Source organism: Neisseria uirgultaei (assembly GCF_962719845.1).
Taxonomy (GTDB): domain Bacteria; phylum Pseudomonadota; class Gammaproteobacteria; order Burkholderiales; family Neisseriaceae; genus Neisseria; species Neisseria bergeri.
The window spans coordinates 1-22,184 of record NZ_CAUIYF010000007.1 but is presented as its reverse complement, the minus strand read 5'-3'; the positions used below and the strand labels follow the sequence as shown (position 1 = coordinate 22,184).

The 22,184-nt window shown below is 45.6% G+C and carries 36 protein-coding genes and 1 pseudogene; 3 read left to right on the top strand and 34 right to left on the bottom strand.

Annotated elements, in window-relative coordinates:
• Positions 1–59: 59 nt before the first annotated feature.
• The 3 genes from Q9J32_RS05740 (at position 60) to Q9J32_RS05730 (ending at position 3,734) form a co-directional block, all read left to right on the top strand.
• Complete coding sequence (locus Q9J32_RS05740) at positions 60–2,897, top strand: valine--tRNA ligase (protein WP_301883592.1); 2,838 nt, start codon at positions 60–62, stop codon at positions 2,895–2,897.
• Between the two features lie 65 nt (positions 2,898–2,962).
• Positions 2,963–3,190, top strand: a complete 228-nt coding sequence (locus tag Q9J32_RS05735; protein ID WP_301883552.1) for an enterochelin ABC transporter — start codon at positions 2,963–2,965, stop codon at positions 3,188–3,190.
• Positions 3,191–3,269: 79 nt separating this feature from the next.
• Positions 3,270–3,734 carry a hypothetical protein gene (locus Q9J32_RS05730; RefSeq protein ID WP_301883555.1) on the top strand — a complete coding sequence of 155 codons (465 nt, stop codon included), beginning with the start codon at positions 3,270–3,272 and terminating at the stop codon, positions 3,732–3,734.
• A 95-nt stretch (positions 3,735–3,829) separates the two neighbouring features.
• Here the strand turns inward: Q9J32_RS05730 and oxyR are convergent, their stop codons facing one another.
• The 34 genes and pseudogenes from oxyR to Q9J32_RS05560 all read right to left on the bottom strand — a co-directional run bounded on the left by oxyR (position 3,830) and on the right by Q9J32_RS05560 (position 22,109).
• Positions 3,830–4,750, bottom strand: coding sequence for a LysR family transcriptional regulator OxyR (gene oxyR / locus Q9J32_RS05725; protein WP_003749828.1), 921 nt, complete (start codon positions 4,748–4,750; stop codon positions 3,830–3,832).
• Positions 4,751–4,753: 3 nt separating this feature from the next.
• Positions 4,754–5,017 (bottom strand): cell division topological specificity factor MinE, encoded by a 264-nt coding sequence (gene minE / locus Q9J32_RS05720; RefSeq protein WP_003749826.1) that lies wholly within the window; start codon positions 5,015–5,017, stop codon positions 4,754–4,756.
• A gap of 3 nt (positions 5,018–5,020) precedes the next feature.
• On the bottom strand, positions 5,021–5,836 hold the full coding sequence (gene minD, locus Q9J32_RS05715) for a septum site-determining protein MinD (protein ID WP_003690053.1): 816 nt from the start codon (positions 5,834–5,836) through the stop codon (positions 5,021–5,023).
• Between the two features lie 28 nt (positions 5,837–5,864).
• Positions 5,865–6,578: a septum site-determining protein MinC gene (gene minC / locus Q9J32_RS05710; RefSeq protein WP_118792941.1), complete on the bottom strand. Its 714-nt coding sequence runs from the start codon at positions 6,576–6,578 to the stop codon at positions 5,865–5,867.
• A gap of 146 nt (positions 6,579–6,724) precedes the next feature.
• A complete protein-coding gene (rplQ, locus tag Q9J32_RS05705) occupies positions 6,725–7,093 on the bottom strand; it encodes a 50S ribosomal protein L17 (RefSeq protein ID WP_003713265.1) in 369 nt (122 codons plus the stop codon).
• Between the two features lie 23 nt (positions 7,094–7,116).
• Entirely contained in the window at positions 7,117–8,103 is a 987-nt protein-coding gene (locus Q9J32_RS05700) for a DNA-directed RNA polymerase subunit alpha (protein WP_301883558.1), read from the bottom strand.
• Between the two features lie 25 nt (positions 8,104–8,128).
• Complete coding sequence (gene rpsD / locus Q9J32_RS05695; RefSeq protein ID WP_301883560.1) at positions 8,129–8,749, bottom strand: 30S ribosomal protein S4; 621 nt, start codon at positions 8,747–8,749, stop codon at positions 8,129–8,131.
• A 19-nt stretch (positions 8,750–8,768) separates the two neighbouring features.
• Positions 8,769–9,164 carry a 30S ribosomal protein S11 gene (gene rpsK, locus Q9J32_RS05690; protein WP_002216249.1) on the bottom strand — a complete coding sequence of 132 codons (396 nt, stop codon included), beginning with the start codon at positions 9,162–9,164 and terminating at the stop codon, positions 8,769–8,771.
• 19 nt (positions 9,165–9,183) lie between these two features.
• Complete coding sequence (rpsM, locus tag Q9J32_RS05685) at positions 9,184–9,546, bottom strand: 30S ribosomal protein S13 (protein ID WP_002215453.1); 363 nt, start codon at positions 9,544–9,546, stop codon at positions 9,184–9,186.
• A gap of 65 nt (positions 9,547–9,611) precedes the next feature.
• Entirely contained in the window at positions 9,612–9,725 is a 114-nt protein-coding gene (gene rpmJ / locus Q9J32_RS05680; RefSeq protein WP_003697674.1) for a 50S ribosomal protein L36, read from the bottom strand.
• A 20-nt stretch (positions 9,726–9,745) separates the two neighbouring features.
• Positions 9,746–9,964 (bottom strand): translation initiation factor IF-1, encoded by a 219-nt coding sequence (infA, locus tag Q9J32_RS05675; RefSeq protein WP_002215452.1) that lies wholly within the window; start codon positions 9,962–9,964, stop codon positions 9,746–9,748.
• 4 nt (positions 9,965–9,968) lie between these two features.
• Positions 9,969–11,278: pseudogene (secY, locus tag Q9J32_RS05670) on the bottom strand (preprotein translocase subunit SecY).
• Between the two features lie 11 nt (positions 11,279–11,289).
• Positions 11,290–11,724: a 50S ribosomal protein L15 gene (rplO, locus tag Q9J32_RS05665; protein ID WP_301883561.1), complete on the bottom strand. Its 435-nt coding sequence runs from the start codon at positions 11,722–11,724 to the stop codon at positions 11,290–11,292.
• 1 nt (position 11,725) lies between these two features.
• A complete protein-coding gene (gene rpmD, locus Q9J32_RS05660) occupies positions 11,726–11,911 on the bottom strand; it encodes a 50S ribosomal protein L30 (RefSeq protein ID WP_002215447.1) in 186 nt (61 codons plus the stop codon).
• A complete protein-coding gene (gene rpsE, locus Q9J32_RS05655; protein ID WP_301667501.1) occupies positions 11,904–12,422 on the bottom strand; it encodes a 30S ribosomal protein S5 in 519 nt (172 codons plus the stop codon). Before rpsE ends, rpmD begins: the two co-directional genes overlap by 8 nt.
• 17 nt (positions 12,423–12,439) lie before the next feature.
• Positions 12,440–12,793 (bottom strand): 50S ribosomal protein L18, encoded by a 354-nt coding sequence (rplR, locus tag Q9J32_RS05650; RefSeq protein WP_003749287.1) that lies wholly within the window; start codon positions 12,791–12,793, stop codon positions 12,440–12,442.
• A 13-nt stretch (positions 12,794–12,806) separates the two neighbouring features.
• Entirely contained in the window at positions 12,807–13,340 is a 534-nt protein-coding gene (rplF, locus tag Q9J32_RS05645; RefSeq protein WP_003749285.1) for a 50S ribosomal protein L6, read from the bottom strand.
• A 13-nt stretch (positions 13,341–13,353) separates the two neighbouring features.
• Positions 13,354–13,746 (bottom strand): 30S ribosomal protein S8, encoded by a 393-nt coding sequence (rpsH, locus tag Q9J32_RS05640; RefSeq protein WP_003749283.1) that lies wholly within the window; start codon positions 13,744–13,746, stop codon positions 13,354–13,356.
• A gap of 14 nt (positions 13,747–13,760) precedes the next feature.
• Positions 13,761–14,066 carry a 30S ribosomal protein S14 gene (rpsN, locus tag Q9J32_RS05635; RefSeq protein WP_003684736.1) on the bottom strand — a complete coding sequence of 102 codons (306 nt, stop codon included), beginning with the start codon at positions 14,064–14,066 and terminating at the stop codon, positions 13,761–13,763.
• Positions 14,067–14,068: 2 nt separating this feature from the next.
• Positions 14,069–14,608 (bottom strand): 50S ribosomal protein L5, encoded by a 540-nt coding sequence (rplE, locus tag Q9J32_RS05630; protein ID WP_003684750.1) that lies wholly within the window; start codon positions 14,606–14,608, stop codon positions 14,069–14,071.
• 9 nt (positions 14,609–14,617) lie between these two features.
• Positions 14,618–14,941, bottom strand: a complete 324-nt coding sequence (rplX, locus tag Q9J32_RS05625; protein ID WP_301883564.1) for a 50S ribosomal protein L24 — start codon at positions 14,939–14,941, stop codon at positions 14,618–14,620.
• 11 nt (positions 14,942–14,952) lie between these two features.
• Positions 14,953–15,321: a 50S ribosomal protein L14 gene (gene rplN / locus Q9J32_RS05620; RefSeq protein WP_003749804.1), complete on the bottom strand. Its 369-nt coding sequence runs from the start codon at positions 15,319–15,321 to the stop codon at positions 14,953–14,955.
• A 221-nt stretch (positions 15,322–15,542) separates the two neighbouring features.
• Positions 15,543–15,806: a 30S ribosomal protein S17 gene (gene rpsQ, locus Q9J32_RS05615; RefSeq protein ID WP_107819967.1), complete on the bottom strand. Its 264-nt coding sequence runs from the start codon at positions 15,804–15,806 to the stop codon at positions 15,543–15,545.
• Positions 15,806–15,997 carry a 50S ribosomal protein L29 gene (gene rpmC, locus Q9J32_RS05610; RefSeq protein ID WP_002215432.1) on the bottom strand — a complete coding sequence of 64 codons (192 nt, stop codon included), beginning with the start codon at positions 15,995–15,997 and terminating at the stop codon, positions 15,806–15,808. The genes rpsQ and rpmC overlap by 1 nt, the downstream gene beginning before the upstream one ends.
• The gene (rplP, locus tag Q9J32_RS05605; protein ID WP_003749802.1) at positions 15,997–16,413 is read right to left on the bottom strand and encodes a 50S ribosomal protein L16; all 417 of its coding nucleotides are present in this window, start codon (positions 16,411–16,413) and stop codon (positions 15,997–15,999) included. The genes rpmC and rplP overlap by 1 nt, the downstream gene beginning before the upstream one ends.
• Complete coding sequence (rpsC, locus tag Q9J32_RS05600) at positions 16,397–17,089, bottom strand: 30S ribosomal protein S3 (protein WP_301883567.1); 693 nt, start codon at positions 17,087–17,089, stop codon at positions 16,397–16,399. The genes rplP and rpsC overlap by 17 nt, the downstream gene beginning before the upstream one ends.
• Before the next feature lie 9 nt (positions 17,090–17,098).
• Complete coding sequence (rplV, locus tag Q9J32_RS05595) at positions 17,099–17,428, bottom strand: 50S ribosomal protein L22 (RefSeq protein ID WP_301883571.1); 330 nt, start codon at positions 17,426–17,428, stop codon at positions 17,099–17,101.
• An 8-nt stretch (positions 17,429–17,436) separates the two neighbouring features.
• The gene (rpsS, locus tag Q9J32_RS05590) at positions 17,437–17,715 is read right to left on the bottom strand and encodes a 30S ribosomal protein S19 (RefSeq protein ID WP_002215422.1); all 279 of its coding nucleotides are present in this window, start codon (positions 17,713–17,715) and stop codon (positions 17,437–17,439) included.
• Positions 17,716–17,720: 5 nt separating this feature from the next.
• The gene (gene rplB / locus Q9J32_RS05585) at positions 17,721–18,554 is read right to left on the bottom strand and encodes a 50S ribosomal protein L2 (protein WP_003707139.1); all 834 of its coding nucleotides are present in this window, start codon (positions 18,552–18,554) and stop codon (positions 17,721–17,723) included.
• A gap of 5 nt (positions 18,555–18,559) precedes the next feature.
• Complete coding sequence (gene rplW / locus Q9J32_RS05580; RefSeq protein ID WP_002231529.1) at positions 18,560–18,874, bottom strand: 50S ribosomal protein L23; 315 nt, start codon at positions 18,872–18,874, stop codon at positions 18,560–18,562.
• Positions 18,871–19,491: a 50S ribosomal protein L4 gene (gene rplD / locus Q9J32_RS05575; protein ID WP_016686304.1), complete on the bottom strand. Its 621-nt coding sequence runs from the start codon at positions 19,489–19,491 to the stop codon at positions 18,871–18,873. Before rplD ends, rplW begins: the two co-directional genes overlap by 4 nt.
• Complete coding sequence (gene rplC, locus Q9J32_RS05570) at positions 19,491–20,135, bottom strand: 50S ribosomal protein L3 (protein WP_107863395.1); 645 nt, start codon at positions 20,133–20,135, stop codon at positions 19,491–19,493. Before rplC ends, rplD begins: the two co-directional genes overlap by 1 nt.
• A gap of 217 nt (positions 20,136–20,352) precedes the next feature.
• A complete protein-coding gene (locus Q9J32_RS05565; RefSeq protein WP_301883577.1) occupies positions 20,353–21,036 on the bottom strand; it encodes a GTPase family protein in 684 nt (227 codons plus the stop codon).
• An 8-nt stretch (positions 21,037–21,044) separates the two neighbouring features.
• Positions 21,045–22,109, bottom strand: a complete 1,065-nt coding sequence (locus Q9J32_RS05560; RefSeq protein WP_301883579.1) for a GTPase family protein — start codon at positions 22,107–22,109, stop codon at positions 21,045–21,047.
• Positions 22,110–22,184 lie beyond the last annotated feature (75 nt).

Sequence of the window (22,184 nt, the reverse complement as noted above, 5' to 3'; positions counted from 1 at the left end):
CAGACGGCATTTGCGCTATAATTCAAACCATCAAATCATCTTATTTCTCAGGGCTTCATATGTTAGACAAATACTCCCCCGCCGAAATCGAATCCAAACACTATCAAAACTGGGAAAGCCAAGGCTATTTCCAGCCCGATATGGATTTGACGAAACCGTCTTTCTCCATCCAGCTACCGCCGCCCAATGTAACTGGCACGCTGCACATGGGCCATGCCTTCAACCAAACCATCATGGACGGCCTGACCCGCTACTACCGCATGAAAGGCTGCAATACCGCCTGGATTCCCGGCACCGACCACGCGGGCATCGCCACGCAAATCGTGGTCGAGCGTCAGCTTGCCGCGCAAAACGTGTCCCGTCATGACTTGGGCCGTGAAAAATTCTTGGAAAAAGTGTGGGAATGGAAAGAAGTTTCCGGCGGTACGATTACCCAACAAATGCGCCGCGTGGGCTGTTCTGCCGACTGGACGCGCGAGTATTTCACGATGGACGACGTGCGCGCTGAAACCGTAACCGAAGTGTTCGTGCGCCTGTATGAACAGGGTTTGATTTACCGTGGCAAACGCTTGGTGAACTGGGATCCGGTTTTGGGTACGGCAGTATCGGATTTGGAAGTGGAAAGCGTGGAAGAACAAGGCTCTATGTGGCACATCCGCTATCCGCTGGCGGACAATCCCGCCGAAGCCGTGATTGTTGCGACCACCCGCCCCGAAACGCTGCTGGGCGACGTTGCCGTTGCCGTCAATCCCGAAGACGAACGTTACATCCACTTAATCGGCAAGGAATTAATCCTGCCGCTGACCGGCCGCACCATTCCCGTGATTGCCGACGAATACGTTGAAAAAGACTTTGGCACAGGCTGCGTGAAAATCACGCCTGCGCACGACTTCAACGACTACGAAGTCGGCAAACGCCACGACACGCGCCTGATTAATGTGTTTGATTTGGAAGCCAAAGTATTGGCAAACGCCGAAGTGTTCAACTTCAAAGGCGAGGCGCAACAAGGCTTTGCCCTGCCTGAAAAATACGCAGGCTTGGACCGCTTTGCCGCGCGCAAACAAATGGTTGCCGATTTGCAGGAACAAGGCTTGTTGGTCGAAATCAAAGCGCACACGCTGATGACGCCGAAAGGCGACCGTACAGGCTCAGTGATTGAGCCAATGCTGACCAGCCAATGGTTTGTCGCCATGTCCGCCACGCCAAACGGCGGCGAGCCGGACAGCGAATTCAAAGGCTTAAGCCTCGCCGACAAAGCCAAAAAAGCCGTCGACAGCGGCGCGGTACGCTTCATCCCCGAAAACTGGGTCAACACCTACAACCAATGGATGAACAATATCCAAGACTGGTGTATCTCGCGCCAACTGTGGTGGGGTCATCAAATCCCCGCGTGGTACGACGAAGCAGGCAATGTGTACGTTGCCCGCAATCAGGCGGAAGCCGAAAAACAGGCCGGCAAAACCGGTTTGACCCGCGAAGAAGACGTATTGGACACATGGTTCTCCTCCGCACTCGTGCCGTTCTCTACGCTCGGCTGGCCGTCTGAAACCGACGAACTCAAAGCCTTCCTGCCGTCCAACGTCTTGGTTACCGGCTACGAAATCATCTTCTTCTGGGTGGCACGCATGATTATGATGACCACCCACTTTACCGGCAAAGTACCGTTTAAAGACGTGTACATCCACGGCATCGTGCGCGACCACGAAGGCAAAAAAATGTCCAAATCCGAAGGCAACGTCATCGACCCTGTGGATTTGATCGACGGCATCGACTTGGAAAAACTGCTGGTGAAACGCACCACCGGCCTGCGCAAACCCGAAACCGCGCCGAAAGTGGAAGAAGCAACCAAAAAACTCTTCCCCGAAGGTATCCCCAGCATGGGCGCGGACGCATTGCGCTTCACCATGGCGAGCTACGCCAGCTTGGGGCGCAGCGTGAACTTCGACTTCAAACGCGCCGAAGGCTACCGCAACTTCTGCAACAAAATCTGGAACGCCACCAACTTCGTCTTGATGAACACTGAAAACCAAGACTGCGGCTACGGCGCAACCGCCACCGAACCACGCGGCTATTCCTTCCCCGATATGTGGATTGTAGGCCGTCTGAATCAGACCATCGAGCAGGTTACGCAAGCCTACGAAACCTACCGCTTTGATTTGGCGGCGGAAACCCTGTACAGCTTCGTGTGGAACGACTATTGCGACTGGTATTTGGAACTCGCCAAAGTGCAGCTTCAAACCGGTTGCGCCAGCCGCCAGCGCGCCACACGCCATACCTTGTTGCGCGTACTCGAAGCCGCCCTGCGCCTGCTGCATCCGATTATCCCCTTCATCACCGAAGAACTGTGGCAAACCGTCGCTCCTATGTGCGACGCGAAAACCGCCGACAGCATCATGCTCGCCCGCTTCCCCGAAGCCGACGGCGGCGATATTGTTCAGACGGCATTCGGGCAAATGACCGTGTTGCAGGATTTGATCGGCACCGTCCGCAACCTGCGCGGTGAAATGGGTATCCAGCCCAACGTGAAAGCCCCGCTGTTTGTCGAAAGCGCGGACGACTTGGCAGACTACCTCAAATACCTGCCGATGATGACCCGCCTGACCGAAGCACAGCAAGTCGCCGCCCTGCCCGAAGCGGAAGATGCACCTGTCGCCGTCTGCAACGGCGCGCGCCTGATGCTGAAAGTCGAAATCGATAAAGCCGCCGAAACCGCCCGTTTGAGCAAAGAGGCCGAGAAGCTGCAAAAAGCCTTGGACAAACTCAACGCCAAACTCTCCAAACCCGGCTACACCGAAAAAGCCCCGGTGCATTTGGTGGAAAAAGACAAAGCCGATTTGGCGGAGTTGGAAGACAAAATGGCGAAAGTGCAAAATCAGTTGGCGAAGTTGAAAGACTGATTTGATTGAATAAACAAGGCCGTCTGAAAAATATTTTTCAGACGACCTCATCAAAAGGGAATCAAATGATGGACTTCATCGTGCCTACATTGCTCGTCGTCGCCATCGTCGTACTTCATATTCATACCTGCTTTACCGAAGCCGTCCACCTCAACAAATGGCGGCCATGGCTGATTATTCTACTGTTGATTTTGACCGGCACTTGGTTTATCTACTTCGTCAGCCGTACCGCACTGATGAAGCTGGGTGTCCAACTGGTGCTGATTGCCGGCCTCGTGATTTATATTTCTTGAACGTCCGCCTACAGTAAAATACCCGCAAAGGCCGTCTGAAAAATGTTTTTCAGACGGCCTCTTTTCAAAAAGGAAATAGATGAAACGCTTTATTCTGCCGATGCTTTTATCCGCAACAACCGCCACGGCTTCTCCGATTGTCGGTATGTGGCATTGCATCGGCACTGATGAAAACATCCGCAGTGATACAAAAGTCGAATATCTTCAGGACGGCAGCTTCCGTGGCGATGCCATACTCAAAGTGGATGATGACGGCAATGTCTTGACATACCATATTGTCGGCGGAGGCAAATGGCATTTTGAGAACAATGCCTTAACGCAAAGCCAAATCAAGTACAGCAAAGTTTCACGACTCCACAGCCCTGAAACATTGGCATGGTTGGAAGAATCAGAAGACGGCCAATTCTTGGAAAGTATGATATACACCGGATTGGTCGCGCAGATGGACAAACCCGGAAAAGATGAAGTGTATCAACTGGATAAAACAGGAAAATTAGTGTCTGAAGACGGAACTTCCCGTGAGGTATGTACGAAAGTGAAATAAAAAACGATTGCAGGTCAAATCGGTTTGCCTGATTGACGGCAGAGATAACAAATGCCGTCTGAAACCCGTTTCGTTTCAGACGGCATTGCCCGCGCCTAGTCGTGGATAAAACTTACCCCGTGAAGCTGCGACTGCATAATCGCCGCCTTCATCGCCGACAACGCCTTCGGACGGACAAAATTGCGGCGGTACGCCAATACGACCCGCCGGCTTGGCGGCGTACCCTCAAACGGAATAATGCTGAACAGCATATGATCGTTTTCGGTCAGCGCGGTTGCCGGCAACACGCTGATTGCCAAACCGCTGGCGACCATATGGCGGATTGTATTGATCGAGCTGCCCTGCAATGTATTGGTCAGCCCCTGTATGCGTTGTTTCGCCGCCAATTCGGAACAGCTTGAGAGCACCTGATCCCGCATACAGTTACCTTCCGTCAGCAGCAAAACCTGCTCCTCACCCAGCATCCGGGGCGAAACGGCATCCAGTTCCTCAAATGAATGCCCTTTCGGGACAATCACGAAAAACGGTTCGTCATACAAGGGTTCGGTAACAATGCCCGGCTCTTGAAACGGTTCGGCAACGATAATCGCGTCAACGTCCCCGCGTTTGAGCGACTCGGTCAAAGTATGCGTGTAATTCTCTTCCAACATCAAAGGCATTTTCGGTGCAGTACGGCGCAACGAAACAATCAATTTCGGCAACAGGTACGGCGCAACCGTAAAAATCAGCCCGAGTTTGAACGCACCCTCCAGCTCGTTTTGTTCTTCATTTGCCAAATGCCTGATAAGCTCCGCCTCTTCCAATACCTTACGCGCCTGTGCAACGATACGTTCCCCCGCCTCAGTCGTAATAATATCGTTGCTGCTACGGTCAAACAAAGAGACGGCAAGCTCTTCTTCCAATTTCTTAATGGCAATAGACAAAGTGGGCTGGCTGACAAAACAACGCCGCGCCGCCCGACCGAAATGACGTTCTTGGGCGACTGCGACGATGTACCGCAATTCGGTTAAGGTCATGTCCTATACCTTTTTCTGTTCCGGCAAAGTAATGTTCAACTCAAGCACATCCATACCATCCTGCTTTTCTTGGGAAATACGGATATTGTCTAATGAAACATTCACATATTTGGACAGGACTTCCATCAACTCTTTACGTAAAGTCGGCAGGTAATCCGGAGCCTGACCTTCTTGGGCGCGCTCTTGGGCAATGATGATTTGAAGGCGGTCGCGGGCAACGGTTGCCGTTTTCTGCTTTCTACCGAATAAAAGTTCGATCAATGACATACCTTATCCTCCGAACAGACGTTTGAAGAAGCTTTTTTTCTCAGCTTCCAAGAAACGCATTTCACGGTTCTCGCCCAAAAGACGGGCAATAACGTCCTTATATGCCTCAGAAGCCGCTACGCTGTCCTGATGGATGACCGGTTCTCCGGAATTGGATGCCTGCAAGACGTTTTGGGATTCGGGAATCACACCCAGCAAAGGAATACGCAGAATATCGCAAATATCCTGTACAGACAGCATTTCGCCTTTTGCCACACGTTCGGGAGAATAACGCGTAATCAACAGATGTTCTTTAACCGAACCGCCTTGCTCCGCCTTACGGGATTTGCTTTGCAAAATTCCCAAAATCCTGTCGGAGTCACGCACACTGGAAACCTCAGGATTGGTCGTTACAATGGCTTCATCAGCAAAATACAACGCCATCAATGCACCCTGCTCAATACCGGCGGGAGAGTCGCAAATAATATACTCAAAGCCCATTTTCTTGCCGGACAGCTCCTGCATCACTTTTTCTACGCCCTCGCGTGTCAAAGCATCTTTATCCCGAGTCTGGGAAGCCGGCAAAATAAACAGGTTTTCACAATTTTTATCTTTAATCAAAGCCTGGTTGAGCGTCGCCTCACCCTGAATGACATTGATCAGGTCATAAACGACACGACGCTCGCAACCCATAATGAGGTCGAGATTACGCAAACCCACATCAAAATCAATTACCGCAGTTTTATATCCGCGTAATGCCAAACCTGTTGCAATACTTGCGCTGGTAGTCGTTTTACCGACACCGCCCTTACCTGAAGTTACTACAATAATTTTTGCCACAATATTTCCTTTTTAAAATATCAAACAATTACTCTGAGCCAATTGCACTGATAACCAATCGGTTATCCTGCAACAATATCTGTACCGGCTGCTTGTGCAGATGATCCGGCAAATCCTGTTCAAAATTACGGTAAATACCCGCCACAGAAACCAGTTCTGCCTGCATGGAGTGGATAAATATGCGGGCAGAAGTATCACCCTTGGCACCGGCCAAAGCACGCCCCCTCATCGGCGCATAAATATGTATATTGCCATCCGCAATCAATTCCGCCCCCTGACTGACCGCCCCTGTAACAATCAAATCGCCATCTTCGGCATAAACCTGCTGACCGGTACGGACAGGGGATGTAATCAATACTGTTTTCCTTGCTTTCTGACCATCCTCCGTTTTCTGCACCTCAACCTGACCCAGTTCTTTGACATTTTCCGAATGAGACAGACAAAACAGCAAATGATACTTCATAGCCACAGCAGCCCATCGTTCATCAGAATGCTTCAGACCCAAAATTTGCATACCATGCCTTGAAAACAACGAAACCAATGCAGCAAGATCCAAAGACTCGGGATAATCAAACTCTTGAACATCCAGAACAAATGGAACAACACCAGACTCTTGAAACTTCTTGCCCAATTTGACCAGCACATCTTCCAAATCAAACAAGTCTGATGTATGCAAAGATATAGACAATACGTCCATCTTTGTCGACTTTATATCGAAGGCATTCATCATATAGACCATCATAGAATTTTTTAATGATATAAGTTTACCGCGCAAACCTTAGCTATTCAATTAATATTTTAAACATGATAGCCAATACCCTATTACCTATCAGATATTGCAAAAATAACGCCACCTGCTTTTCGGCAGATGGCGTTATATGACTAAAATTACTCAGCAACCGGTTTGTCAACCAATTCAACCAGTGCCAGAGGTGCATTATCACCTTTACGGAATCCGTATTTCAACACTCGAACATAACCACCGTTACGAGCAGTAAAACGAGGCCCCAAATCGCCAAACAGTTTTACTACAACATCACGGTCGCGAGTACGGTCAAATGCCAAACGGCGGTTTGCCAATGACGGCTTTTTACCCAATGTAATCAACGGCTCTACTACACGGCGCAATTCCTTGGCCTTAGGCAGAGTTGTTACAATAGTTTCGTGAGTCAATAATGAATTCGCCATATTACGCAGCATTGCAGCACGATGACTGCTGGTACGGTTTAATTTGCGATTGCCATTACGATGACGCATATCAATTATCCTTTAATTCTTCATTAAGGCTTTTCCAAGCCTACAGGTGGCCATGCTTCCAACTTAGAACCCAGTGTCAAACCTTTAGATGCCAATACTTCCTTAATCTCATTCAAAGATTTACGTCCCAAATTCGGCGTTTTAAGAAGCTCGGTTTCAGTGCGTTGAATCAAATCGCCAATATAATAAATATCCTCAGCTTTCAAACAATTAGCTGAACGTACTGTCAATTCCAGATCATCCACCGGACGCAAAAGAACAGGGTCGATAGGAGGTGCCTTTTCTTCAACCTCCTCCACAGGCGTACCCTGCAAATCAGCAAAAATAGACATCTGATCAATCAAAATACGTGCTGCACTGCGTACAGCTTCCTCAGGATCAATAGAACCGTCGGTTTCGATATCCAAAACCAACTTATCAAGATCCGTCCGCTGCTCTACACGTGCAGGTTCAACCTCAAAGCTAACACGGCTGATGGGCGAAAAGCTCGCATCCAACTGGATTGCACCAATCTGACGGTTCTCATCACGAACTACCTGACGACCTGAAACAGATTGATAACCACGACCTTGCTCTACTTTAATTTCCATCTCAATTTGACCGTTATCAGCCAAATGACAAATGACATGACCAGGATTCAGAATTTCTACATCATGCGGCAACTCAATATCACCGGCAGATACGACACCTGAACCTGATTTCTTCAACACAAGTTGAACTTGGCTACGACCATGGAGTTTAAACACAATACCTTTAATATTCAGCAAAATGTCAACAACATCTTCCTGAACACCATCAACAGTAGAATATTCGTGTAATACACCGGTAATAGCCACTTCAGTAGGAGCAAAACCATTCATGGATGACAGTAAGATACGGCGCAAAGCATTACCTAAGGTATGACCGAAACCACGTTCAAATGGCTGCATAGATACTTTTGCACGAGTTGCAGAAAAAGTATTTACATCAATTTGACGAGGTTTCAAAAATTCGGTTGTGCCATTCTGCATTTAACTGTCCCTCACTGAGCTAGCATTATTTAGAGTAGAACTCTACCACCAGCTGTTCATTAATATCACCGGTCAATTCCGAGCGATCCGGTATGTTTTTGAACACACCCTCAAGTTTATCTGCATCTACAGAAACCCAACCCGGCAAGCCGATTTGAGTTGCCAAACCCAATGCTTCTTGAATACGTGCCTGTTTTTTGGCTTTCTCACGAACCGAGACAACATCACCAGCTTTCACTTGGAAAGAAGGAATATTGACGACTTGTCCATTTACAGCTATCGCCTTATGAGAAACAAGCTGTCTTGCTTCAGCTCGGGTAGAACCAAAACCCATACGATAAACGACATTATCCAAACGAGATTCCAGCAATTGCAACAGCAACTCGCCAGTAGAACCTTTACGACGATCAGCTTCTGCGAAATAACGACGGAACTGACGTTCTAATACGCCATAAATACGGCGGATTTTTTGTTTTTCACGCAACTGCAAACCATAGTCTGACAAACGCGGTTTTTTTGCACCATGCTGACCGGGAGCGGAATCAATTTTACATTTAGAATCCAAAGAGCGGCGCGCACTCTTCAAAAACAAATCCGTACCTTCGCGACGTGCCAACTTACATTTAGGGCCAATATAACGTGCCATGTTTCAAATCACTCCAATATTAAATACGACGTTTTTTAGGCGGACGGCAACCGTTATGAGGCAACGGGGTAACGTCAGTAATGCTGGTAATCTTGAAACCAAGAGCATTCAAAGCACGTACAGAGGATTCGCGACCAGGACCTGGACCTTTAATACGAACCTCTAAATTTTTAACGCCATACTCTTGGGCAACTTTACCAGCTGCTTCTGCTGCAACTTGTGCTGCAAATGGTGTACTTTTACGAGAACCTTTAAAACCAGCGCCGCCAGAGGTAGCCCAAGACAACGCATTGCCTTGACGGTCAGTGATTGTAATGATGGTATTGTTGAAAGATGCATGAACGTGCACAATACCCTCACTCACGGTTTTACGTACTTTTTTACGTACACGTGAAGCTGTGTTTGCTTTAGCCATTAATAAAATTCCTTAAAATTTATTTCTTACCAGCAATCGCTTTACGCGGACCTTTGCGAGTACGCGCATTTGTACGAGTGCGTTGACCGCGGCATGGTAAGCCGCGACGATGACGGAAGCCACGATAGCAGCCCATGTCCATCAATCGCTTGATACTCATAGTTACTTCACGACGCAAATCACCTTCTACTTCATACTTGGCAACTTGGTCACGCAAAGCATCTAATTGAGTCTCGTCCAAATCTTTTGCTTTAGTATCAGGCGCAATATTTGCAGCCTCACAAATCAATTTAGCACGAGTAGCACCAATACCGTAAATAGCCTGAAGACCAATTACGATGTGTGCGTTATTAGGGATATTTACCCCTGCAATACGAGCCATATTTTTTCCTTTTTAGGGCAAAGTGTGTCACTATATCACAGAATCACATTAAAAGAAATATTCTATTAACCTTGACGCTGTTTGTGACGGGGATCAGTACAAATTACACGAACTACACGATTTCGACGAATAATCTTGCAATTTCGGCAAATTTTCTTAACAGATGGTTGTACACGCATTTTATTTTCCTTTTATTGGTTTATCTTGCTCTGAAAACGATTCGAGCCCTAGTTAAATCATAAGGTGTCAGCTCTACTGTGACCTTATCTCCCGGAGAAATACGAATGTAATGCATCCGCATCTTCCCAGAAATATGACCCAATACAATATGGTCATTCTCAAGTTTTACTTTAAATGTTGCATTAGGTAAAGTTTCAAGAATTTCACCTTGCATTTGAATAGTATCTTCTTTCGCCATAATTCTATTTCCGAGAAAATGATTTCATTTTGAACGAGTCATTAACTTATCATACTGTTGAGTAAGCCTATACGAATTTATTTGTGTACTAAAATCCATCGTTACAACAACTAGAATCAACAAAGACGTACCACCCAAATAAAAAGGTACATTTAAAACCGTAGTTAAGAACTCTGGAATTAAACAAATAGTTGTAATATAAAGAGCTCCAAACAATGTCAAACGTAATACAACTTTTTCTAAATACCTAGAGGTCTGCTCACCAGGTCTAATCCCAGGAACAAAAGCACCACTCTTTTTTAAATTCTCTGCCATTTCTTTAGGGCTAAAAAACAAAGCCGTATAAAAATAACAAAAGAAAATAACTGTCGCTGCAAATAAAGCCATATACAGCAATTGACCGTGTTGTAACAATCCAGCTATTTTATGCAAAACACTATTTGTGTCAGCCGAACCAAACCAACCTAAAAGAGTAGATGGAAATAGAATAATACTGGAAGCAAAAATTGGGGGAATAACACCAGCCATATTCAACTTGAAAGGCATATGCGTATTTTGACTCCCCACCCTACCATTAAACTGGCGTTTTGCATAATGAATAGGAATCTTCCGCTGTGCACTTTCAAAGTATACAACCAAATAAATTAATAATAAGGCACCAAATACAATAAGCAACGCCGTAAGCATGCTCATAGAACCTTGGTTCGTCAGTGTAACCAGCTTTGCAATACCCGAAGGAATACCTGAAGCAATACCTGCCGTAATAATTAAAGAAATACCGTTCCCGATACCCCTTTCAGTAATTTGCTCCCCAAGCCACATAAGAAACATGGTTCCCGTTACCAAAGAAACTACCGTGGAAACATGAAACTCAAATGAACTTGTTACAACAACTCCTTGCTGAAATACGAAAGATGCAACACCTAGACTTTGAAGAATTGCTAACAAAACAGTACCATACCTAGTATATTTCGTAATTACCTTTCTACCAGCCTCCCCTTCTTTTTTTAAAGCCTTCAATGATGGCAAAATTTCAGAAGCGAGCTGTACAATAATAGAAGCTGAAATATATGGCATGATTCCTATTGCAAATATACTAAAGCGCTCTAACGACCCACCGGAAAACATATTCAACATTCCCAGGATGCCGTTTCCAGCGCTTTCGTATAATTTAGCTAAAGCAACAGCATCAACTCCAGGTACGGGTATATGGGCACCAATTCGAAAAACAATCAATGCTCCAAATAGAAACAAAAGACGTTTCTTAAGATCTCCAAACTTGGATAAACCTGATGACGTTTGTTGATTAGCCACAATATTAAACCTTACATTTCAATCTTACCACCAGCAGCCTCGATAGCAGCTCTCGCACCTTTGGTAACTTTAATACCCCTCAAAGCAACTGCCTTAGAAATTTCACCAGAAGCAATAACTTTAACATTAGAGACTGTAGATGCAATCAGACCTGCTTGCTTTAAGACCAAAATATCAATCTCATTAACAGCAATTGATTCCAGTTCACTTAAACGAAGCTGTGCATTAGCTGATGCTGTTAAAGATTTAAAACCTCTTTTAGGGAGGCGTCGTTGCAAGGGCATTTGACCACCCTCGAAACCCACCTTATGAAACCCACCAGACCGGCTCTTTTGACCTTTATGACCACGACCACCTGTTTTACCAAGACCACTACCAATACCGCGTCCAACACGACGACCAGCATGCGTAGCACCAACAGCAGGTTGAATTGTATTCAAAAACATATCAAGACTCCACTTTCAACAAGTAGCTGATTTTATTAATCATACCACGGTTTTCAGGGGTATCTAAAACCTCTACCGTATGCTCGCGACGACGCAAACCTAAACCGCGTGCACATGCACGATGAGATTCAATTGTACCAATCAGGCTTTTAACCAATGTAACCCTAATCTTTTTTTGCTCAGCCATGGTTAACTCCCAAAATGTCTTCCACTGTCAAGCCACGTTTGGCTGCGATATCAGCAGGAGTATACAACTTAGATAAACCATCTAATGTTGCACGTACGATATTATATGGGTTAGTAGATCCGTGTACTTTGGCGGAGATATTATGAATGCCCATGGCATCAAAAACCAAACGCATAGGTCCACCGGCTTTTACGCCACTACCCTCTTTAGCAGGCTGCATAAATACTTTAGTAGCACCATGTTGACCAATAACCTCATGATGAATCGTACCATTTTTTAATGGAACCTTAATCATAGAGCGTCGTGCTTGATCCATCGCCTTTTGGACTGCAACAGGCACTTCTTTTGACTTACCTTTACCCATACCAATACGACCATCTCCATCACCAACAACAGTCAGTGCAGAGAAAGCCATAATACGGCCACCTTTAACTACTTTAGTCACGCGATTAACTGCAACCATCTTTTCAATCAGGCCGTCACCGCGTTCTTCAATTTCATGTTTTGCCATCTGAAAGTCTCCAAATATTAGAAGCTTAAACCATTTTCACGTGCAGCTTCAGCCAAAGCTTTCACACGACCGTGATATTGGAAACCTGAACGGTCAAAAGCAACTTTTTCAACACCTACTGCTTTAGCTTTTTCAGCAATACGCTTACCAACTACAGCTGCTGCTTCAACGTTGCTACCTGATTTCAGGCTACTACGTACTTCAGCTTCCAATGTAGAGGCTTGAGCCAATACTTTATCACCTTCAGCACTAATTACTTGAGCATAAATATGATTATTGCTGCGGAACACACATAATCTTACCATTTTCAAGTCCGCAATACGCGCACGGGTTTTGCGTGCACGACGGAGTCGGGTTGTATGTTTATCCATTAGTGAACCTCAATTATTTTTTCTTGGCTTCTTTCATCACTACTACTTCACCTACATAACGAACACCTTTGCCTTTATAAGGCTCAGGAGAACGGAATGCACGAATTTCAGCAGCGACTTGGCCAACCACTTGTTTATCTGCACCAGTCAAAACGATTTCTGTTTGGCTAGGAGTTTGAACAGAAACACCTTCAGGCATTTCATATACGATTGGATGAGAGAAACCCAAAGATAAGTTCAAAACTTTGCCTTGCGCTTGGGCACGATAACCTACACCAATCAATTGAAGTTTTTTCTCAAAACCTTCAGAAACACCCTTAACCATGTTATTAACCAATGCACGAGCAGTACCAGACATAGCATTAGCCTGCTTACTGTCATTTTTTGCAGCAAAAGTCAATTTACCATCGTTTAGTTCAATAGCAACATCGGAATGCAAAGGAAAGGACAGTTCGCCATGTTTACCTTTGATTACCAATGCATCTGTTCCGAATTTTACTTCTACACCAGCAGGAACAGTCACTGGGTTTTTTGCGACGCGTGACATTTACATTTCTCCACTAGGCTACGATGCACAACAACTCACCACCAACACCCTCAGAACGGGCTTTGCGATCAGTCATCACACCTTTAGAAGTACTAACAATAGCGACACCCAAGCCATTCATTACGCTAGGGATCTCGCTTGATGCTTTGTAAATACGCAAACCAGGACGTGAAACACGTTTAATTTGCTCAATCACAGGGCGACCTGCATAGTATTTCAATTGAATTTCCAATACCGGTTTTGCATCAGCAGAAACCGTAAAATCCTCGATATAGCCTTCATCTTTCAGAACTTTTGCAATTGCACATTTCAATTTTGAAGAAGGCATGGCAACAGTTGCTTTATTAGCACGTTGCGCATTGCGAATACGAGTCAACATATCGGAAATAGGATCATGCATACTCATTATTTATACTCCTATTACCAGCTAGCTTTAACAACACCAGGAATCTCGCCACGCATAGCGATTTCACGGATTTTAATACGACCCAAACCAAATTTACGGAAAGTACCACGAGGACGACCTGTCAAAGCACAACGACGACGTTGACGTACAGGTGCTGCATTACGAGGAATGGATTGAAATTTCAAACGTGCTTCAAAGCGTTCTTCTTCAGTCGCATTAGCATCATTAATAACAGCGAAAATTGCCTCACGTTTAGCAGCAAACTTTTTCGCTAATGCTTGACGTTTCAGCTCACGATTAATAAGTGCTTTCTTAGCCATGATTATCCTTTAAACGGAAACTTGAACAGTGACAACAAAGCTTTCGCTTCTTCATCAGTTTTTGCAGTAGTTGTAATAGTAATATTCAAACCACGCAAAGCATCAATTTTATCGTATTCAATTTCCGGGAAAATAATTTGCTCACGAACACCCATATTGTAATTGCCACGACCATCAAATGATTTACCGCTTACACCGCGGAAGTCACGTACGCGAGGCAATGCAATAGTAATCAAACGATCTAAGAATTCAAACATTTGATCACGACGCAATGTTACTTTGCAACCAACTGGATAGTTATCACGGATTTTGAAACCTGCGATAGATTTACGAGCAACAGTAACAACTGGTTTTTGACCAGCAATTTTCTCTAAATCAGAAACAGCGTGCTCCATAACTTTTTTATCAGCAACAGCTTCACCCACACCCATATTCAAGGTGATTTTCTCAATACGTGGAACTTCCATTACTGATTTGTAGCCAAATTGTTTAACCAATTCAGGAACAACTGTATCTTTATAAAACTCTCTCAAACGAGCCATGTTATCTCCTTATGCTCCAATGATAGAGCCATTTGATTTGAAGAAACGAACGCGTTTAACTTTGCCTTCATTTTCAATCAGCTTAATACCAACACGGTCTGCTTTATTAGTTTCCGGATTCAGGATTGCAATATTAGAAATATCCAAAGGCATTTCTTTTACAATAACACCACCCTCAACTCCGCGCATTGGATTCGGCTTCTGATGACGCTTAACAACATTTACACCAGAAACAATTACCTTACCACCAAGTACACGGATGATCTGACCCCGCTTACCCTTGTCTTTACCTGCGATAACAACAACTTGATCGCCTTTAACAATCTTATTCATTCCACCACCCCTTACAATACTTCAGGAGCCAATGAAACGATTTTCATAAATCGCTCAGTACGCAGCTCACGAGTTACAGGACCAAAAATACGAGTACCCAGAGGTTCGAGCTTATTATTCAACAACACAGCAGCATTGTTATCAAACTTAATCAAAGCCCCATCAGGACGACGAACACCTTTTGCAGTACGAACAACAACAGCATTGTAAACATCGCCCTTCTTGACACGACCACGCGGAGCCGCATCTTTAATTGCAACTTTAATAATATCGCCAACCGAAGCATAGCGACGCTTAGACCCACCCAATACCTTGATACACATTACTCTACGCGCACCAGAGTTATCAGCCACATCTAAGATGGTCTGCATTTGAATCATGTTATTACCTTTAAATTAACCAACTTAATTTACCACTTTCAGATAACTTACAGCAAAGCCGCTGCTTATTAAATGAAACCTTACGGTTCAAGTAAACCAGTCTTGGACCCCGAGAGGGAAGAAACTTCCAGAAGAAACTGAAAGACAGGAAACGAAGTTTACACGCAAATTAAATTTGCTGCAATACTTCGTTTCCCATTTCAAGCACGTTGCTTTAATTCTTAAACAGAACGTGCTTTCTCAACCAGCTCACTGACAATCCAAGATTTAGTTTTTGATAATGGACGGGATTCCGATATAACAACTACATCACCAATTCCATATTGATTATTTTCATCATGGGCATGGATTTTAGTAGATAATCGAATAATCTTACCATACAGCGGATGTTTTACTTTACGCTCAACCAATACTGTTACGGTTTTATCCATTTTGTCGCTTACTACTTTGCCTTGCAAAGTACGAACATTTTTAGTTTCGCTCATTACTTAGCACCTTTTTCAGTTAAAACGGTTTTAATACGAGCAATATCGCGACGTACACGTTTCAATTCACTTGGTTTGCCTAATTGACCAGTAGCGTTTTGCATACGTAAGCCAAACTGAGCTTTCAACAAGTCCAACAAATCTGCATTCAACTGCTCAACGGATTTGTCTTTCAATTCATTTGCTTTCATTATTGACCCACCTGTCTTACTACAAAGGTTGTAGGAATAGGCAATTTGGCAGCAGCCAACTCGAATGCTTCACGAGCCAGTTCCTCTGGAACGCCATCCATTTCATACAACACTTTACCTGGTTTAATTTCGGCAATGTAATATTCCACGTTACCTTTACCGCCACCCATACGAACTTGAATAGGCTTTTCAGTAATCGGTTTATCAGGGAATACACGAATCCAAATACGACCACCACGTTTGATGTGACGGGTCATTGTACGACGAGCAGCTTCGATTTGACGGGCAGTCAAACGACCACGACCTACGGCTTTCAAGCCGAACTCACCGAAACTTACCTTATTACCGCGAGTAGCGATGCCGGTATTACGACCCTTTTGTTGCTTACGGTATTTCAGTCTAGTTGGCTGCAGCATTACGTCTACCTGCCTTTCTTTGTTTACTCTCATGTTCAGGTTTGGAAGATTTAATATTGCCTTCCGTATAAACCCAAACTTTCAGACCCAATACACCATATGTGGTGTGCGCTTCGCTGGTTGCATAATCTACATTTGCACGTAAAGTATGCAGTGGCACGCGACCTTCACGATACCATTCGCTACGGGCAATATCCGCACCATTCAGACGGCCTGAAGTCATAATCTTAATGCCTTTAGCACCAGAACGCATTGCATTTTGCATTGCTCGTTTCATAGCACGACGGAATTGAACGCGTTTTTCCAACTGCTGGGCAATTCCGTCAGCAATAATTTGAGCATCCAACTCAGGACGGCGGATCTCTTCAATATTTACATGAACAGGCACACCCATCAAGGCTTGCAAGTCACGTTTCAAAACTTCGATATCCTCACCTTTTTTACCGATAACCACACCCGGACGAGCGGAGTGAATGGTAATGCGTGCAGATTTAGCAGGACGCTCGATCACTACGCGACCAACTGAAGCATTAGCCAATTTTTGACACAAATAATTGCGAACATCGATATCCTGCTTCAAAACAGTAGAAAAGTCGGTGCTTTTAGCAAACCATTTTGAAGCCCAGTCTTTAGTTACCGCCAGGCGAAAGCCTGTAGGGTTAATCTTTTGTCCCATAGCTTTTCCTTAGTTACCCACTGTCACATTGATATGACAAGTTTGTTTTTCGATACGGTTACCGCGACCCTTGGCGCGAGCTTGAAAACGTTTCAAGCTTGGACCTTTGTCAACAAAGATAGTTACCACTTTCAGTTCATCAATGTCCGCACCGTTATTATGCTCGGCATTAGCAATAGCTGACTCCAATACTTTTTTGATCAGCTCGGCACCTTTTTTAGGACTGAAAGCCAAAATATTCAAAGCTTGGGCAACGTCTTTACCACGAATCAAATCAGCTACCAAACGAACCTTTTGAGCAGAGATACGGGCATTTTTATGTTGTGCATTTACTCTCATGATTCACCTTATTTCTTTTTAGCCTTTTTATCGGCCAGGTGGCCTTTAAAGGTACGGGTCAATGAGAATTCGCCTAATTTATGACCAACCATATTGTCGCTGATAAACACAGGCACATGGGTGCGACCGTTGTGCACGGCAATGGTCAGACCGATAAAATCAGGCAGAATGGTAGAACGACGAGACCAAGTTTTAATCGGGCGTTTGTCGTTGCTTGCGCGAGCAGCATCTACTTTTTTCAGCAAATGCAGGTCTACATATGGGCCTTTTTTCAATGAACGAGCCATACTAATTAACCTTTATTTGAGTAACGGCGACGAACAATCATGTTATCCGTGCGTTTGTTATTACGAGTGCGGTAGCCTTTAGCAGGAGTACCCCATGGGCTAACCGGTTCGCGAGCTTCACCGGTACGACCTTCACCACCACCATGCGGGTGATCGACAGGGTTCATGACAACACCACGAACGGTCGGACGAATACCGCGCCAACGATTGGCACCGGCTTTACCGATTTTCTTCAGGCTTTGCTCTTCGTTACCGACTTCACCGATGGTTGCACGGCAATCTACGTTGATTTTACGAACTTCGCCAGAACGCAGACGGACTTGAGCGTATGCGCCTTCTTTAGCCAGCAATACCGCAGAAGCACCGGCAGAACGTGCAATTTGCGCACCTTTGCCAGGTTTCATTTCGATACAGTGGATAGTGGTACCAACGGGAATGTTGCGGATCGGCAGGGTGTTACCTACTTTGATGGCAGCTTCAGCACCGGAAACCAATACAGCACCGGCTTGAATACCGCGAGGAGCGATAATGTAGCGACGCTCACCGTCTGCATAGCACAACAGTGCAATGAAGGCAGTACGGTTAGGATCGTATTCGATACGCTCTACTTTTGCAGGGATACCGTCTTTGTTACGTTTAAAGTCTACAACACGGTAATGGTGTTTATGACCGCCGCCTTTATGACGGGTGGTGATATGACCATTATGGTTACGACCGGCAGTAGAATTTTTCTTTTCGAGCAAAGGTGCATAAGGCGCACCTTTGTGCAAACCTTCTGTTACCACGCGAACCATGCCGCGACGGCCTGCAGAAGTTGGCTTCATTTTAACAATTGCCATTTTGTTTATTCCTTATCTGCAGCTGCAGCAGCGGCTTCCAAATCCAACTCTTGACCGGCAGCCAAGCTTACATAAGCTTTTTTAACATCGCTGCGGCGGCCCAAAGTACGACCAAAACGCTTAGTTTTGCCTTTAGTTGTAACTGTAGTTACAGAAGCAACTTGAACACCGAACAGCAGCTCAACAGCAGCTTTGATTTCAGGTTTGGTTGCATTTGCCAAGACTTTAAACGTCATTTGGTTGCGTTTTTCAGCCAATACGTTGCTTTTTTCAGAAACGATAGGTGCCAAAATCACTTGAGTCAAACGTTGTTGATTCATACCCATTGCTCCTCTAATTGTGCAACTGCATCTTTAGTGATGATTACTTTTTTGTAACGTAGCAAGCTGTAAGGATCAACTTGTTGAGCTTCCAAAACCAACACGTTTGGCAAGTTGCGTGAAGCCAAGTAAACATTCTCGTCGAGCTGTTTGGTTACAAACAGCACTTGCTCCAAACCCAAGTTTTTCACTTGTTCGGCAAAAACTTTGGTTTTAGGAGTTTCGGCAGCCAACGCCTCAATCGCAAACAAACGCTCGTCACGCGCCAATTGGGACAGGATAGTCGCCATACCGGCACGGTACATTTTACGGTTTACTTTTTGAGTGAAGTTTTCGTCGGGCTTGTTCGGGAACGCGCGACCGCCTTTACGCCACAGCGGAGAAGAAGTCATACCGGAACGGGCACGGCCGGTACCTTTTTGACGCCATGGTTTTTTGGTTGAGTGTTTTACTTCGGCACGGGTTTTTTGAGCGCGGTTACCGGAGCGGGCGTTTGCCAAGTAGGCATTCACCAGCTGATGAACCAACGCTTCATTGTATTCGCGGGCGAACAAAGCATCAGAAACAGACAGGCTGCCTGAAACTTGTCCTTTAGCGTCAATTACTTTCAATTCCATTACGCACCTACTTTCACGCTGGGACGAACTACAACATCGCTGTTGACCGCACCCGGAACAGCACCCTTAACCAACAGCAGTTGGCGTTCTGCGTCAACACGGACAACTTCCAATTTTTGAACAGTTGCTTTGGTGTTGCCGTATTGGCCGGCCATGCGTTTACCGGGGAACACGCGGCCCGGGTCTTGCGCCATACCGATAGAACCCGGAACGCGGTGAGAACGGGAGTTACCGTGGGAAGTACGTTGGGCACCGAAGTTATGACGTTTGATCGTACCGGAGAAACCTTTACCTTTAGAGGTGCCGGTTACATCGACCAGTTGACCGACTTCAAACATAGAAACGGTGATTTCGTCACCGGCTTTCAATTCAGCCAGTTTTTCTTCAGTCAAAGCAAATTCGACCAAACCGCGACCGGCTTCGACACCTGCTTTTGCAAAGTGTCCGGCTTCGGCTTTGTTGACACGATTGGCTTTTTTCTGACCAAAGGTAACTTGAACGGCGGTATAACCGTCAGTATCTTTGGATTTTACTTGTGTAACGCGGTTGGCAGACATATCCAAAACGGTAACCGGAACAGAAACACCCTGTTCGTCAAACACGCGGGTCATACCAACTTTGCGTCCAACCAGACCTAAAGTCATGATTATTTTCCTTTTAAAGTAAAGGGACAGGCTACGATTGGCCTGTCTTTCAGACAAAGTTAAACTTGGCACAAATGTACCAAGCTCGGCATTATATCCGACAAGTCAAAGAAATATCAACAGAAATATCAGAAATATCTTCAATATGCCGTCTGAAGCGTTTTGAATCTTCAGACGGCATAGGGTCGGACTCTTTTAAAGGGTCGGTATCCGACCATCACGGCGTATGCATCTTTCTCCGACAAACCGGAATATGGTTGATGACTGCATCCATTATTTCTTTGAGATGGTAGCTTTCGTATGCCGAATAGTAAACGGGTTTGGAAATCTGCAAACCTGTCGCTTCCAGAATCCTTTTTTGTACCGATTCGGCCTTCTCGTCTAGAAATTGTTGCAAAGCCGACTGCGGCTGATGCAGCACCTTATCCCAATAACGTCCTTTCATCGCCATATCCGCCTGATTAATCGCAACAATAACCCTATCCGGATCAATCATTTTAAGAATAACGTCCCTCAACAAATCATAGGCCGTACCCAAATCGCGAGAACTGCCGTCAAGGATAACGAACACCAAATCTATCCAGCCCCACTGCCCATCCGAATGAGTGTAGGTTTTAGACAGGACATCAATCAGTTTTTTCTGATGGGCGCGGTCAGCCTCCTTCCCGTCGCCCAAGCCTGCGCTGTCCCAAAACCGCAACACATCGTTCAGCATATAGCTTTCGACCAATTGCGTTTCGGGATCCACGCCTGTGCCTACCTTGGCTTTTTGTTCGCCAAACAAGGCATTTAAGGTTGAGGACTTGCCGACACCTGTCGCACCGACAAGCAAGACATCCAAAGGACGGAAACCGGCTGCTGCGACTTTTTGCCCGATTTCAGAAATACGGTAACGATGCATATGCGCTCCTACCAGCCAAACCAAGAGGCAATCGTGCTAATCCCCCTTCCAATCGTTTCTCCAATCGCTTTTGCAGCGCCGCCGATCAGCGTCCCGACACTGCTCGCTATCGTTGAAACAACATCTTTAACCACGCCTCCCGCAGCCCCCAATATTTTCTCCAGCGCACTGCCGATACTGCTGTCGATTTCTTGCCGCTCCTCCTGTTTGCGGCGGCTGGTATCTCGCTCGATTTCTTCCACATTAATCTTCTCTGCCACAATCACCCGTTTTTCAGACGGCATAGCCGTAATGATATAACGCAACAGGCGGGTTATGTTATAGGGACGTTGCTCCTCATCTTCACTCTTAAAGCCCGCTGAAAAATAAATCGGATTGACCGTAACGCCGGTAGCTTCCTGAATGCGCTTGCGTGTCGAACACACTTTCTCTTCCAAAAAGTTTTCCAAGTCAGCGTTCGGACGGCCGGCTTCCGCATCCCAATTCCGCCCCTTCATCGCCATATCACACTGATTAATCGCAACCAGCAACCGGTCTGTACGGCCTTCCCCGCTCTTCTTCAATGTATTGATAATTACATTGTTAATCAGTTCGTATGATGTCCCCAAGTCCCTGGAACCGCCGTCGAGCAGTACCAAAACCAAGTCGATGACGGCATTGCCGTTACTGTCTTTCTCCAGCAGCTTATTGATGATATTGCGCCGGTGCTGTTGGTCTGCCTTCTCTCCATCGCCCAAACCCGGACTATCCCAAATCGTCATATTCTCCAATTCATATTTGGCAATATCCATAGTTTCAGGATCTACACCCACGCCTACTTTTGCGACTTCCTTTACCGGCCCATCGCTCTTTCCCGTTGCCTGATCTATGCTGAACAAGGCATTGATGGTGGATGATTTTCCGCAACCGGTGGCTCCGGTAATCAAAATATTGACGTGCGTATCCTGCAAGATCTTAACAGCCCGCTCCAAATCATGCCGTTCTTCCGAATTCAATTCTTTGTTGTTCAAAATATCTTTAAAGACATTAAGTAGGCTCATCATCTTTCCTTTATTTACTTGAGAATAAAACATCATCCATCCTTGGAATCAGATGGATGATTCTGCCCAAACCAAGCCCGATTCTACCTTTTTTCGGGGGGGGGGGGG

Bases quoted from the DNA above. Each gene is read 5' to 3' on its own strand.
- Q9J32_RS05740 (WP_301883592.1), top strand. From the start codon at position 60: ATGTTAGACAAATACTCCCCCGCCGAAATCGAATCCAAACACTATCAA.
- Q9J32_RS05735 (WP_301883552.1), top strand. From the start codon at position 2,963: ATGATGGACTTCATCGTGCCTACATTGCTCGTCGTCGCCATCGTCGTA.
- Q9J32_RS05730 (WP_301883555.1), top strand. From the start codon at position 3,270: ATGAAACGCTTTATTCTGCCGATGCTTTTATCCGCAACAACCGCCACG.
- oxyR (WP_003749828.1), bottom strand. From the start codon at position 4,750: ATGACCTTAACCGAATTGCGGTACATCGTCGCAGTCGCCCAAGAACGT.
- minE (WP_003749826.1), bottom strand. From the start codon at position 5,017: ATGTCATTGATCGAACTTTTATTCGGTAGAAAGCAGAAAACGGCAACC.
- minC (WP_118792941.1), bottom strand. From the start codon at position 6,578: ATGATGGTCTATATGATGAATGCCTTCGATATAAAGTCGACAAAGATG.
- rplQ (WP_003713265.1), bottom strand. From the start codon at position 7,093: ATGCGTCATCGTAATGGCAATCGCAAATTAAACCGTACCAGCAGTCAT.
- Q9J32_RS05700 (WP_301883558.1), bottom strand. From the start codon at position 8,103: ATGCAGAATGGCACAACCGAATTTTTGAAACCTCGTCAAATTGATGTA.
- rpsD (WP_301883560.1), bottom strand. From the start codon at position 8,749: ATGGCACGTTATATTGGCCCTAAATGTAAGTTGGCACGTCGCGAAGGT.
- rpsK (WP_002216249.1), bottom strand. From the start codon at position 9,164: ATGGCTAAAGCAAACACAGCTTCACGTGTACGTAAAAAAGTACGTAAA.
- rpsM (WP_002215453.1), bottom strand. From the start codon at position 9,546: ATGGCTCGTATTGCAGGGGTAAATATCCCTAATAACGCACACATCGTA.
- rpmJ (WP_003697674.1), bottom strand. From the start codon at position 9,725: ATGCGTGTACAACCATCTGTTAAGAAAATTTGCCGAAATTGCAAGATT.
- infA (WP_002215452.1), bottom strand. From the start codon at position 9,964: ATGGCGAAAGAAGATACTATTCAAATGCAAGGTGAAATTCTTGAAACT.
- rplO (WP_301883561.1), bottom strand. From the start codon at position 11,724: ATGTTTTTGAATACAATTCAACCTGCTGTTGGTGCTACGCATGCTGGT.
- rpmD (WP_002215447.1), bottom strand. From the start codon at position 11,911: ATGGCTGAGCAAAAAAAGATTAGGGTTACATTGGTTAAAAGCCTGATT.
- rpsE (WP_301667501.1), bottom strand. From the start codon at position 12,422: ATGGCAAAACATGAAATTGAAGAACGCGGTGACGGCCTGATTGAAAAG.
- rplR (WP_003749287.1), bottom strand. From the start codon at position 12,793: ATGGATAAACATACAACCCGACTCCGTCGTGCACGCAAAACCCGTGCG.
- rplF (WP_003749285.1), bottom strand. From the start codon at position 13,340: ATGTCACGCGTCGCAAAAAACCCAGTGACTGTTCCTGCTGGTGTAGAA.
- rpsH (WP_003749283.1), bottom strand. From the start codon at position 13,746: ATGAGTATGCATGATCCTATTTCCGATATGTTGACTCGTATTCGCAAT.
- rpsN (WP_003684736.1), bottom strand. From the start codon at position 14,066: ATGGCTAAGAAAGCACTTATTAATCGTGAGCTGAAACGTCAAGCATTA.
- rplE (WP_003684750.1), bottom strand. From the start codon at position 14,608: ATGGCTCGTTTGAGAGAGTTTTATAAAGATACAGTTGTTCCTGAATTG.
- rplX (WP_301883564.1), bottom strand. From the start codon at position 14,941: ATGAATAAGATTGTTAAAGGCGATCAAGTTGTTGTTATCGCAGGTAAA.
- rplN (WP_003749804.1), bottom strand. From the start codon at position 15,321: ATGATTCAAATGCAGACCATCTTAGATGTGGCTGATAACTCTGGTGCG.
- rpsQ (WP_107819967.1), bottom strand. From the start codon at position 15,806: ATGAGCGAAACTAAAAATGTTCGTACTTTGCAAGGCAAAGTAGTAAGC.
- rpmC (WP_002215432.1), bottom strand. From the start codon at position 15,997: ATGAAAGCAAATGAATTGAAAGACAAATCCGTTGAGCAGTTGAATGCA.
- rplP (WP_003749802.1), bottom strand. From the start codon at position 16,413: ATGCTGCAGCCAACTAGACTGAAATACCGTAAGCAACAAAAGGGTCGT.
- rpsC (WP_301883567.1), bottom strand. From the start codon at position 17,089: ATGGGACAAAAGATTAACCCTACAGGCTTTCGCCTGGCGGTAACTAAA.
- rplV (WP_301883571.1), bottom strand. From the start codon at position 17,428: ATGAGAGTAAATGCACAACATAAAAATGCCCGTATCTCTGCTCAAAAG.
- rpsS (WP_002215422.1), bottom strand. From the start codon at position 17,715: ATGGCTCGTTCATTGAAAAAAGGCCCATATGTAGACCTGCATTTGCTG.
- rplB (WP_003707139.1), bottom strand. From the start codon at position 18,554: ATGGCAATTGTTAAAATGAAGCCAACTTCTGCAGGCCGTCGCGGCATG.
- rplW (WP_002231529.1), bottom strand. From the start codon at position 18,874: ATGAATCAACAACGTTTGACTCAAGTGATTTTGGCACCTATCGTTTCT.
- rplD (WP_016686304.1), bottom strand. From the start codon at position 19,491: ATGGAATTGAAAGTAATTGACGCTAAAGGACAAGTTTCAGGCAGCCTG.
- rplC (WP_107863395.1), bottom strand. From the start codon at position 20,135: ATGACTTTAGGTCTGGTTGGACGCAAAGTTGGTATGACCCGCGTGTTT.
- Q9J32_RS05565 (WP_301883577.1), bottom strand. From the start codon at position 21,036: ATGCATCGTTACCGTATTTCTGAAATCGGGCAAAAAGTCGCAGCAGCC.
- Q9J32_RS05560 (WP_301883579.1), bottom strand. From the start codon at position 22,109: ATGTTTTATTCTCAAGTAAATAAAGGAAAGATGATGAGCCTACTTAAT.